10 protein-coding genes are annotated in these 12458 nt (G+C 39.0%); 4 read left to right on the top strand and 6 right to left on the bottom strand.

Annotation, left to right across the window (positions count from 1 at the left end):
* Window positions 1-23: 23 nt before the first annotated feature.
* The 4 genes from ACYRY3_RS37120 to ACYRY3_RS37105 form a co-directional block, all read right to left on the bottom strand.
* Window positions 24-851, bottom strand: a complete 828-nt coding sequence (locus ACYRY3_RS37120) for a PD-(D/E)XK nuclease family protein (protein ID WP_460206735.1) — start codon at window positions 849-851, stop codon at window positions 24-26.
* Between the two features lie 55 nt (window positions 852-906).
* Window positions 907-1065, bottom strand: a complete 159-nt coding sequence (locus ACYRY3_RS37115; RefSeq protein WP_460206734.1) for a hypothetical protein — start codon at window positions 1063-1065, stop codon at window positions 907-909.
* Between the two features lie 339 nt (window positions 1066-1404).
* A complete protein-coding gene (locus tag ACYRY3_RS37110; RefSeq protein ID WP_460206733.1) occupies window positions 1405-4089 on the bottom strand; it encodes a hypothetical protein in 2685 nt (894 codons plus the stop codon).
* A gap of 429 nt (window positions 4090-4518) precedes the next feature.
* On the bottom strand, window positions 4519-4971 hold the full coding sequence (locus tag ACYRY3_RS37105; protein WP_460206732.1) for a hypothetical protein: 453 nt from the start codon (window positions 4969-4971) through the stop codon (window positions 4519-4521).
* Window positions 4972-5512: 541 nt separating this feature from the next.
* Here ACYRY3_RS37105 and ACYRY3_RS37100 point away from each other — a divergent pair.
* A complete protein-coding gene (locus tag ACYRY3_RS37100) occupies window positions 5513-6487 on the top strand; it encodes a 2-hydroxyacid dehydrogenase (protein WP_460206731.1) in 975 nt (324 codons plus the stop codon).
* 76 nt (window positions 6488-6563) lie between these two features.
* Here ACYRY3_RS37100 and ACYRY3_RS37095 read toward each other — a convergent pair whose 3' ends face one another.
* Window positions 6564-6962, bottom strand: coding sequence for a DUF433 domain-containing protein (locus ACYRY3_RS37095; protein ID WP_460206730.1), 399 nt, complete (start codon window positions 6960-6962; stop codon window positions 6564-6566).
* 154 nt (window positions 6963-7116) lie between these two features.
* On the bottom strand, window positions 7117-8595 hold the full coding sequence (gene glgA, locus ACYRY3_RS37090) for a glycogen synthase GlgA (protein ID WP_460206729.1): 1479 nt from the start codon (window positions 8593-8595) through the stop codon (window positions 7117-7119).
* Window positions 8596-8836: 241 nt separating this feature from the next.
* Between glgA and ACYRY3_RS37085 the strand changes: the two genes are divergently transcribed.
* From ACYRY3_RS37085 to dcm, 3 genes are all read left to right on the top strand, one after another.
* Window positions 8837-9124, top strand: a complete 288-nt coding sequence (locus ACYRY3_RS37085; RefSeq protein WP_460206728.1) for a DUF6679 family protein — start codon at window positions 8837-8839, stop codon at window positions 9122-9124.
* Window positions 9125-9585: 461 nt separating this feature from the next.
* A complete protein-coding gene (locus ACYRY3_RS37080; protein WP_460206727.1) occupies window positions 9586-10869 on the top strand; it encodes a hypothetical protein in 1284 nt (427 codons plus the stop codon).
* Window positions 10838-11962 (top strand): DNA (cytosine-5-)-methyltransferase, encoded by a 1125-nt coding sequence (dcm, locus tag ACYRY3_RS37075; RefSeq protein WP_460206726.1) that lies wholly within the window; start codon window positions 10838-10840, stop codon window positions 11960-11962. The genes ACYRY3_RS37080 and dcm overlap by 32 nt, the downstream gene beginning before the upstream one ends.
* The last annotated feature ends 496 nt before the right edge of the window (window positions 11963-12458 follow it).

Raw genomic sequence — 12458 nt, 5'->3', positions numbered from 1 at the left:
ATCAAAAAGTTATCTGCAATCATTTACAGACTCACCTCTTGAATGCTATCTAAATTTAGTAGGTTTGTGGCTGCTACTTCAGAAGATATCATTGCAGATTTCTGCTCCGAAGTAGCTTGGGAGCGATTGCACCGCGTTGTGTACTGACAATAGTCGCAAGCTTTGCTACCGACAGGTTCTTGGGGAAATTGCTCTCCTTGGTTATAACGCTCTAACCAATATCTTAACCGATTTAGGAGTTGATTTAGTCTGTTAGCGGTCTGCTGGTGTTGAAAGGTATTGTAAATAAACTTAATACTTTGTGGTTTGCCTTCTGATTGGACAAACCAGTAAGTCATAGAAATATTTTCTGGAATATAATCGCTGGTTTCAGCCAATACATACATATAAAGGCGTGTTTGCCAATTTTGCTCTAACCTCTGTTTATTTGGTGGTTTTGGATAAGTTTTCCAGTCCAAAATTTGTGCTTGGCGGTCGTCGGCAATCAGTAGATCGTAGATAACCGCAAGCAGATAGTCTTGAAATTGTAGTGTCCTGTAATGTTCGCTTTCACGAAAGATCTGGATATTAGGCGCAGGTGTGAGAATTTCTGGTGCAGCATCAGCAAAGGCTGTCATCCAGCTTTGCAATTGGGCATCCTCTTTCAACAAAGAATCAATAGGCAACCCCATTTCTCGCTGTTGCATAAGCAGGTGAAAGCGGCTACCCAAAGTTTGCCGTTGCTCGTGCTCTGGGTTAGAGGGAGAATGAAGTTGTTCTAAGTAAGTGTGTTGAAATTGTCGGGGACAACGTTCAAGTAGGTTGAGTTGTCCTTGGGAAAGTCGTAATAGTTGAGATGATGTTGACAGCATTCTTTTAGGATAGCTGCTTTAAGGAATCTCTGTAAAAACTGTATTAATAAATAAATCACAAAAGCTCCCAAAGCCGTTGTTCGTATTCTCCTTGTTCGCTTCTTATAAGTGGTTCCCCTTCCCACTTTCCAGCCGTTCTCTCAAAAAAATCAGGGCTCCAACCCAATTCTTCTGGTGTTTTAGGATCTAGGTCTTGGATAATAACTTCAGCCATTGCTTTCATCTTAAAGTTTGCATGGTTTTAACGTATTTTAGCTGTTTTATAAAGTGGATTTTTGGAAGTCAGAAGTTTGGAGCGATAGCCATCTTCAGTAGTAATAATACCAGTTTTTTATGAATATGCGCTAAATATTTAAAATGAACCGCCAAGACGAGGCAGTGCGTTGCGGGGGTTCCCCCCGTTGTAGCAACTGCCGTGCCAATAGCGCCAAGAGGAGAAATTTAATCAGAAGAGTGCAAGTTTATAGAGAGTTGGTATAAGTGCTGAGTGTTGATTTTGAGAAAAGCCTTATGAATAGAGATTGGAGATTGTATTAAACTCCAACTGTGGATATCAGAACCTTAGCCCTCCTTGCAATCGGGCATCTAGTCCCTTTTCTCCCGTACCGATTTGAGCCTCTAAAAAACTATTATTTTTGGTAAAATTTTGTTTTAATATAATACCATAGTTTATATTAGTAATTCGATTGTCAAGACCAAGGTTAATTTGACTAAAATTTTTAATATAAGCTCCAACAGATATATTGGTGTTAATTTTTTGCAATACGTATAAATCAAAAAAAAGCTCTTTAGCAAGTTCTATTATTGCGTGACATTCTAACCCTGTTTTTAGACTCATCTGTGCGGTTAAAAATTTTGTTAATTCATTGCGATCGCGACTTCCAACAAAAGCTATGCCTGGAGTTAGAGAAAATCCAAGTTGTGGATTTTGGTAAGAGTATGAATAACTGAGGTTTGCAGAAAACGGGTTATTTATATTAATCGCGCTATTCCAATTTATACCTAAAAAGGAGGCATGAGTTTCAATGGCTTTCGGGTCATTTTTTATATTTTTTTGCACGTTGATTTTCTGAAAATTCAGCAAAATATTGGTATATATTCCTAGTGCTGCTTCTTGCAAATCTATATTATGACTGATGCCAGGTGCAGAGTTAGAATCGAGATTAAACCAATAACCTGTTGTAGCGCTATAGTTAAAATCACCAGAAGAACCAGCAAACACAAGTTCTATTGCTGGTAAATCCAAATAGCCGTTAAAAGTTTTGAGGTGGATATTTTGACGATCTATTCTAGTTAGTTCAATGCGATCGAAGGCTAAATCAGATGATTTAATACCAACAGGTATTACTGTATTATCTCCCGAACTAAATCGTTGAACAAAACTTTTTCCATTTGGTTGAGTTAAAATAACCTCAGCAGCTGAAGCTTCATTGTTATTTGGGGTAACTGAGGTTTCTAGCAACGGAAGTGATGTACTGATAAAACTGAGGTTCCCAAAATTTTTATTTGATAATTTTAGATTTGAAAAAAATGTATTTCCTTCTATAATTTGACCAACATCTTCTTGTAAAAATTGTAATCGTCTTCGGTATAAGCCTGTTCTCAATTGGATAATATTAGAATTATTGGTTGTAATTTTACTGGGAAAAGTTATAGTTCCGGAGACTGGTTTTAAACCACTAACTCGATTAGCGTAGGATAAGGTTTGATTGAGCCTGTAGTTGATTTGCCTCCTTTGAAGAGACGTTGCTTTAGTCTCGAGTGCAGAAAATACTTCTTGATTTTTAAATTTTTGTTTGGCAGTGTCAAGATGATACTGTATGCGATTGATATCAACACCTTGAAAAATAAATCCCAATACCATTCCCGCAGTCGAGTTTGCACTCTGTATCTCATTAATCCTAGCATCCTCAAAATTAATTATCAGTGATACACCGGGATTAGTAAAAATATTGGCATAAGAAACACTAATATCTGTTGGGCTGTATTCAATAATGGCACGGTTATGAGCGTTGCTAAAATATAACTTGTGCCAATTATCCTCATCTTGATTTTCAATATTAACTTCTAATTTAGGTTGTCTTTGACCAAAGGATACCCAAAATAAGGAATTAAGATAGTGTAAATCTCTTTCGACATCTGTTTGAAAGGGATTGACTAATTTATTTAATAAATTAACATTATCAAACTTTCCTAATTGTCCAATTTTAATTCCAGGTAAAGAAGAGATTGGTGCTGTAAACTGAGATGGTTTTCCCGTGACGTAATCTCCCCAGACAATACCAGCTGCTTCCAAAACCTCTTTGGGAATCATTTCCTTTTCTGCTAATTTTATATTACCGCCATTGAGTAAGGGTTTTAAATCAACTGTAGGGAAACCTTGTAGAATTAAGGGTGAATTAGAGACATCTAAGAACTCAAATAACGAACCGCCACCATTTGAACTGCGAGTAGAACCGCTACCAAGATTGGACAAAGGATTTGTCAAAGTAGTGACATTGGAATTTGTTAATTCAATACCACTGTTAATAATAACTTTATCTGTAGGAATTCCGGAAGGGTTAGTTATTTGTCCTGCAATAGAGATAATGGAAAAATTTTTAGTTTCTATTTTTCCAATTAAGTCATCAAAACTACCTGGAATCACCGAAACTGCTTGAACTCCTCCCAAAGCTTGTTTTAATGTAATGGTTTGAATTATCTTGGTGTCTGTAGATCTACCTTGGTAAAAAACCCCTCCTTGCCATGCTTTAGTCTCGAACACTACTTTATTATTTGGAAGTACCCAATAAAATTGCTCTTTTTTAGGAACAAATGCAAAGATAAATTTATTAATATTTGGATTGTCTTTAGAAAAATTTATATCAAAAGAGGAATAGTTATCGGTATTTGGTTTGAAGACTTCAGGAGAAAAGATTAAATTATCAGTTGGATTAATAAGCCAAGGATATTTAGTAGCGCTAACGGCTAAAGCATCTAGAAGAATTTCTTGTTGATTTCTGTTTTGATTCTTTTCTGCTTGTCCTAGAGGTTCTAATTTTGGTTCTCTAGAATTGAAATCTGACTGAGATACAAGAGAGTCTCCAATTTTGTCTGTGGTATCTAGATGAATTTGGGAAGTATAAATTTGAGCAATTTGGGATTTGTGTATAGTATGCTTGTTAGTAGCTTTTACTGGTTTTATTATGTAATACTTTTGGAATAATATAATTATTAAAAATAAAATTATTGCTTTCATGCAAGGAAAAAAATTATATGTAAAATAGTCGAGCCGTAGGTTGGGTTGAGGAACGAAACCCAACTAATCAAGGATGAAGTCTAAAGGATAAAGGATGAAAAATAGTTTTCGTAGTTAGCTTGAGGAACGAAACCCAACTAATCAAGGATGAAGTCTAAAGGATAAAGGATGGAAAAGAATTCTCGTAGGCTGGATTGAGAAACGAAACCCAATATTATCCGAATTCTGATAAAACACCCTGTAGTCCTCTCAAGATATTGGCTATGGTAGACATACAATGAAATAGATTGCAGACGAAGGTTGTAGTGACAGTTTTACCTCACCCTAACCCTCCCCTTATAAAGGGGAGAGAATTGGATTGCTTGTTTTCCCTCTTTATACGGGAGGATTAAGGGGGGTAAATCCATCTCTTGTTATGAAATCTCTTTTTTATTCCAGACCACCTAAACCATTAACACCCGCGCCTGATTTGATAATTGCTGATTGAGCAGCAACATCATTAGCTGTTGTAGCAGCTTTTAGAGCAGCTGCAGCTTCTTGAAGAAAGGGATTCGCACTTACTGAATTAGTAACTGCAGTTGCTGTCCCAGGATCGATGGCTAAACCATTAATAGTTTCGTCATTTCCCCCTGGAGTTTTTCCTGCAGTTATTCCCGGTTTAATATTTAAAGGACCTTGAAAGTAAAATCCAGCAGGAAGAACAATTTCTCCACTAACACTGATAGAACCACCAGAAGGTCTTACTAGTACAACAGAACCACTAGCAGAAGCAGCCGTTTGAGCAGCAACTGGTGCTGGCAAAAGTGTAGCTGTACCTAGGACTCCAATCAAAGAAAAACCTGCCTTGAATGTAGCTACTTTTGATTTCGTGCCTAAATTCATTTTGCACTCCTAATATTATCTGTTGTGTTTTACTCAAAACTCAAACTGCTTTTCAATAAAATCGTCGATTCTATCTTCAAAAAAGAAGATAGAATCACCTGCTGTTTATTTGCTCTGTTATTTCTTCTAAGTCTTTTTCAGTTTTTTGTAAATTAGTGTTCTTACAGAGTTAATTTTTGAGATTTTCTTTAAATCAGTCAAGTGCAAGTATTTATATCAAAGCCTAAAGATTCAAATAATCCTTCCTTAAGTTGTACCAGAACTAATGTAATATTGAAAAAATATGTAATATAGACAAGTATTATCACTGTCTTTATTAAATGCATTAGCAAAGCTTTTTTTATAGACGGATAAAAACATGATTTTTCAAAAATAAGGAAATTCAGTACCAATCGCGTATATTGATAAAATGCAATAACGGCAATCTGTTCGCTCTTACCAGGAAGAATACAGTGTTAATAATGTATAAATAAATTCAATAACTAACTATGTACTGGCGATCGCTCCTATCCCAAATCTGAAAAAGTTGCAAACCTCAACCATGAGCCAAGCTAAAGTCTTTATCACCCGCCGCCTCCCCACTAACTTATACCAACTGCATCAAGTCGCAACTGTTGAAGTTTGGGAAGACCGCCAACCACCGCCTTATGAAGTTTTATTAAACAAGATAAAGACGATTGATGGCATACTGTGTTTGCTGACCGACCGGATTGATAGGGAATTGATAGAAACCGGAACCTCTCTTAAGGTCATTAGCCAAATGGCAGTTGGGTACGACAACATTGACATTCCAGCAGCTACCGCAAAAAAAATTCCAGTCGGTCACACTCCCGGTGTACTCACTGATGCAACTGCTGATTTTGCCTGGGCATTATTGATGGCGGCTGCACGGCGAGTGGTTGAGGCAAATAGATTTACTCGTGCAGGTCAATGGCAAACGTGGGAACCAGACTTGTTACTAGGGCCAAATATTACAGGTGCTACCTTGGGGATCGTTGGCTTTGGACGTATCGGTCAAGCGGTTGCTCGTCGTGCTAAAGGATTTGAAATGCGAATTTTGTATACCAGTAAGCGCCGATGTCAAACGGAACTCGAACAATCTTTAGGTGTAGAGTTTGTACCCTTTGAACGGTTGCTGCAAGAGTCAGATTTTGTCACTATTCATACTCCTTTGTCTGAGGAGACCAATCATCTTTTCAGCTACCGAGAGTTTGAACTGATGAAGCAGTCTGCCATTCTCATCAACACAGCACGCGGAGGGGTTGTAAACCAAGATGCCCTTTACCGAGCACTTTTACAGGGTTACATTGCAGGTGCTGCTATAGATGTCACCGATCCAGAACCAATTCCTATCGATAGTCCATTACTTACTCTTGAAAATCTGATTATTGCACCTCATATTGGGAGTGCCAGTCGCCAAACACGGGAAAAAATGGCAAATATGGCGATCGCAAATCTTATTGCTGGGCTAACTGGTGAGCGTTTACCCTATTGTGTTAATCCTGAAGTTTATTAGCAGTGTTTTTAAGTGTTTAACATTCTCTTATTGCTCTTCCTGAAGTCTAATTTGAAAGCCCACTTGCAGCAGAGGTTTAGACATGATGTGTTTCCAACGCTTGCTCAGATGCTATCGCGTTATCTATCTCTTGACTGTGTGCAGCGTAGAAAGCTAAAGCTTCATGCACTTGAGTGTCACTCAAATTATGTTCACTTGCAATCTCTGGAACTGACAATCCCCATTGTTGTCTGGCAATCACTAACGTCTGAACTCGCAGCCCGGTTCCTCGCAGTATAGGTACTCTTATACCGCTAGCACCAATACGATATGTAATCCCAGGATATGCGGGGTCGTCAACTGGCTGATTAAGAACACCGACTTTCTCCGCTACAGCCCAAATAATAAATTGCTCCAGTGAAATCCCTTGGCTGTTAGCATATCTTTCTGCTTCTTGTTGTAGTTGAAGTGGTAAATTTAAAGAGTAAGGTGCCATTAGTTTTCTAAAGTCATTAACCTACAGCTTTACTTACATCGTAGCTAAGCTTGAGGATTGTCTGTTAATCGCAAAACACAACAAGAAAAATGAATCCCTCGCCCGTGTAAAAGAGCAAGGGATTGACCAAGAGTATAAATGATTAACTAAACGACTACCACTTGTACCGAATATGGTCGTAAATCTTCACGTATTCTTCTGCTGGGTGCTTCCAGGAGTAGTCATACGCCATACCCTGGAGGGCAAGTTTGCGGAATTCCTCTGGATTGTTGTACCACAACTTCATAGCCCGTTCCAGCGCCGACTCAAGAGCTGGATAATCTGACTGGTAGAACACGTAGCCATTTCGTTCTTCTGGGGGCTTGTTTTGGTCGTGATCCCTGTCAAACACTGTGTTGACAAGCCCACCGACTCCGCGAACGATTGGTACAGTGCCGTACTTTAGACCAATCATCTGGGTTAGCCCACAGGGTTCATAATTGCTGGGGACTATAATCATGTCTGCCCCTGCATAAATTAGGTGGGATAGCTCTTCATTAAAGCCAAGTTCTAGATGAATATCAGGATTCTCGTTTAAGAAACGTTTTTCGTGTTGGAAATGAGCGTTGATCCCTGATTCTGTCGCCGAACCTAACAGGACAAATTGTGCTCCATTGTGAAGGGCGTAGTAAATGGCGTGGTGGACAAGATGCACGCCTTTTTGGTCATCCAAACGACCAATGTAGGCAATTACTGGCTTATCAACATCCTGTAGCAGCAGCCGGTCTCGTAAAGCTTTTTTGTTCTTAGCTTTCTCTTCAAAATTTTCTTGATTGTAGTGATATGGAATGTAACGGTCTGTTTCAGGGCTCCAAAAATCACGATCGATACCGTTGAGCACGCCAGTAAATTTGCCCTGGTGCAAGTGCAAGGTGTGACCCAATCCGTAGCCAATGTTAGTAAAACGAGCTTCCCAAGCATGGTGCGGTGAAACTGTTGTCACAGCATTGGAGTAAACGATCCCCCCTTTCATACAGTTGATGGCAAAGGGATTGAAGTTATCTTGCAGGCGATCGTAATGGTAGTAGTATTCTGGTCGGTTTAAATTTGTTGCCGTAAGAGTATCAACACCAGCAAATCCTTGATGCTTGAAGTTGTGGATGGTGTAGCACACCCGCTGATAAGGCATTCCGTGATACTGATAAATTTCATAGAGCATCACTGGAACTAAGCCTGTTTGCCAGTCATGACAATGGATAACATCAGGTCGTTTATTGCTCTGGAGCAAAAATTCTAAAGCGGCTTTGCTGAAGAAAGCAAATCGCATATTGTCATCGCTGCAACCGTAATAGCAGCCCCGATTAAAGAAATTGTCTTCTGAGTGGGGTTCAATAAAGAAACAGACTCGCCCGTGTACCCAACCACAGTAGACCGAGCAGTGAATTGCCGCACCATACCAGGGTACCCATAAGTTTATGTAGGCGTTATGCAAACCCCATATGTGGTCGTAGCGCATACAGTCGTACTTCGGCAGAATAAGTTCGACGCAATGTCCCTGGATTTCCAATTCTCTGCTGAGTCCATAAACGACATCGCCTAAGCCTCCGGCTTTAATAACAGGAGCGCATTCCGAGGCAATCTGAACGATGTACATGCCTATCCTCGCTTAATAAAAATTTACTTTTATTATGTTTTCTATGATTACAGAAAACATGTATCGTTTGGCAAGTAACTAACCTACTCATTAGGCACAAAATTACCTAGTGACTTGATAACTGCCATCTATCCGTAAATATATCCTTTTCAATATTTAGAGCCCGTGGCAGAATACGTCTTAAGCTATATTGACAGAGTGTGTTAATATCTTTACAATTACAATTCTAAATATTATCGGTATGGAGAGTAAACTCAAAGAACTTATTGGTCAGCCTAATGTTTGGCTTTTTGTCAAGAGTAGTAATGGCTGGTTAAAGAACGTAGAAATTTTAGATGTCAGTGCGGACACTCTAACATTTCGATACGAGCACGAATCCGAGACAGAAAAGAGAATTTGGGAGAAAACCACTCGAATTGACAATATCGCAGAGATAGAAGTTCGTCTCTTAACACTACCAAAGAACGACAAGCAAGTACAAGATATCAAGAATAGGCTTTCTAAGCTGCTAGAGCAGGAAGAAAAATAGTCAGCAAGTAGGGACAATTAAATATAGCTAGTAAGTGGTCGTCATTAGTCCTTTGTCAATAGTCCTTGTGCTTCACAAATGACTGGGGGCGACCCTTATGAGTTAAATTCGTTTCTACCTTAGGCGTTATTTAGAGCATTGGCTTAGTGACCTTATGCAGCTTTTTTTATAGAACCGCAAAGGCGCAAAGAGCGCGAAGAGAAGATAGAGAATTTTTCAGGTAAAAGAAGCACATAAGTAGGGGCGTATGTCCTGCGGACAGGCTGCGCCAACGTGGAGCGTGCCGACGAAGGAGGCATATGGTTGTTCGCCCTCACAACAATCTATACCTCACTTAATTGCAATTTGCTGTATGTGGATAAGTTAGCGCGTGAGAGTATGACAGTAGTGATTGCGGCGAGTCAGGTTCATTCGTAGGTACTATTATGCTATATTGATACATTCTTATTGTGAGAGATTGCTTGAATACAAGTGACAGTAATCAGCCTGAGGCGGCTAAGGACGATTGGATAGAAAACCTTCTGAAAGAAGCTAGAGCTTTTGAAGCAAATACCTATGAAGAAGTATTAGCCAAGGTTCTTGTTGAACAAGCTTTTGAGAATGCCAGAAGAACTGCTACGGCTCCTGGTCTTTCACTTGCAGCTGCTTTTGACCTCATTGTAGCTGCTGAGTATTATACAAAATTGGCGAATACAGGATGGCTTTATTGCCCAGTAAATGATTCTCCTCTTTTAATTTATCCATACACTAACACTTGTCCAAGATGTGTTTTGCAAGGTAATTTTTCTTTTCATCACGCAAACAAACCTCCTTCTGGAACCATTGGTGGAACAACAAGGCGTTTGCTCTGTATATTCCTCAAGCACTTATTCACTATTAATTCACGGGATTTAAAAATTTATTACGGTGCAGAACCCGTTGACGTAATAATTCATGATGAAACACAGCGTGTAGTTTTATTAGCAGAAGTGAAAGCTGCACCACTAACAACACTTCCCTTAGCAGTAAAAGTCGAGGTACAAACTGAAGTTGACGATGACGGAGAGCCTATATCTCGTTCACACTCCGCGACGGATAATTCGTTTCTTGCATCATCTAATATAAATATTGTTCTTCCTAGATTAGAAAACGATCGCTGGCATTATGAACTTGTGCCTTTGGGTGTAAGAGGAAGTGGTAGTTCTACAAAATGGGCATACGAGCAAATTGGAAAAGTTTTTAGCAAGGAAGACGAACTGTTTTATCGATATTTCCAGTTTTGGAATATTGCTTACTCTGCCTATAACAAAGCTGTGCGAGGAAGAGGAACTTTACCAGAGCCTGTCTATTGGTTAACAAATGCCTGTGGACAACCTATTCCCAGACCCGAAAATTGGCCTATAAGAAGAAAGGGTGAGGGATACGAATCTATTTCTGATAGTAAATCAAGTGTGGGAATGGATAGAACCGATGATATAAAAAAAGGAATTTATCAAGTCCTAAAAATTGCTGCATCTGGTAAGCCAAAAGCCAGTCACTTCGACGTTAAAACTGCTTTGCTGTCTAATATTCATGCTGTACGTCATTACAAGGATTACTTGCTTGAGCTTCAGGATATTGTGTGGACTTTAGATGAAACAGGAAAAGCTAAAAAAGTTGGTGATTTGCCATTAAGCAAAGAAATATACAATTTATTTGATGGTATTATTACTTTCACACAAAGTCATGTAAGAGATGAGTGGATTCAACAAAATTTCCAATTCTAGCAGTTCATATAAAATTATTGAAAATCATATTGCTAGAAAAGTAGGTTCTGATGTTCAAAAACGCATTAATGCTCTAAAAATAGGGCAAAAGATGCAGGATTTACCGGAAGAACTTTGGCATGATAGCTTTAAATACTACGTCAAGCACGATCCAAATCGACAAGGTGGACCAAATCTGAGAATGATTAGGCTCGATCCGAATAAACCTTCCTTAACAGTGACAGGTTATATATTTAACAAATTTGTTCATCCCTACGAAAACAGGTTTATTACTGTACGAGAGGCAGCACGTTTGCAAGGTTTTCCCGATAGCGTGAAGTTTGAGGGAACCCTAACTAGTACTCAGCTTCAGGTTGGTAATGCAGTACCTGTACCACTTGCAAAGGCTGTGTTTGAACACTTAGTTCACCAAGCGCATATGCTTGGATTTAACAATCGTTCTTTAAAAGCTTTCAGTTTATTTAGTGGTGCAGGGGGTATGGATATTGGTGCTCATCTTACAAATTGCATAGACATTTGTGTAACACTCGATAATTGGTCAGATGCTTGTGCAACGCTACGTGGTTTTTTTGGTAACGGTGTTTCTGTTTTAGAAAAAGATATTTCCACCCTAGAAGATCCATTAAATCTGTGGCAAAATGCCTCAGGTGAACTTGATAAGCCCGATCTTGTCTTTGGAGGTCCCCCTTGTCAAGCATTCAGTCAAGCAGGTAAACAAAAAGGGTTGCAGGATGACCGAGGTAGAATGATTTACGAGTTTTTACGCTTTGTAGAACATTTACATCCTCCCTTTTTTGTAATGGAAAATGTGCCTAATCTCAAAGGAATTGCAGGAAGTAAGCTATATCAGGAGATTTTGCAGAAGATGGCGAATTTAGGCTATCAAGTTTCGGTTGGGACACTTCTTGCTGCTGATTTTGGCACTCCTCAATTACGGCGACGATTGTTCTTTGTCGGTTGCTTAAAAGAAATTGGCAGTGTTAGCTTACCTTTACCAACTCATACGCCAGAACCTGAATTATTTGGTCTGTTGCCATATTTAACAGTTGGTAAAGCTTTTGCCGATCTACCAGAAGCAGAGTTTAGCCGTTGACTACTCCCTTCCCGCTTGAAGATTACCGAAAATGTATTATGTAAATACAATTATAAGACTATAAGACAAAAAACTCTCGTTTCTAGGATTAATTGAAACGAGATGAATGCGTAGTAGTTGATAAAGTTCTTTAGACAAAGCCAATATTCTGAAGGGGTGACAACAAAGGCTAGGAGACAGATAAAATAAGCTTCATGGCTCTTAGACCTTAACTCCTTGTAAAAAGAAAGAAATTCCTGGTGATAAACCTAACTCATTTAATTCCAACCAAATTTCATTTTTAAATTCAATAAATTCATTATTCAACAAGAAAGTTGTAACAACGTAAAATGCTTACTCTGTCTGTTTTGTAGACGCTATAAACGACATAATTAATCTTTTCACAACCTCTTTACCATAAAATGCAAAAGCATTGCGATAGCGCACCTAACGACTAAAGCAGTATCGCTCAATCGCGCTTGTAGTACCCGGCTTATCGCACAGCTAACGGAAGATA

The sequence above is a fragment of the Scytonema sp. NUACC21 genome (genome assembly GCF_054684315.1).
The sequence above is the reverse complement of the archived record's forward strand: the minus strand, read 5'-3'. Positions and strand labels throughout refer to the sequence as shown.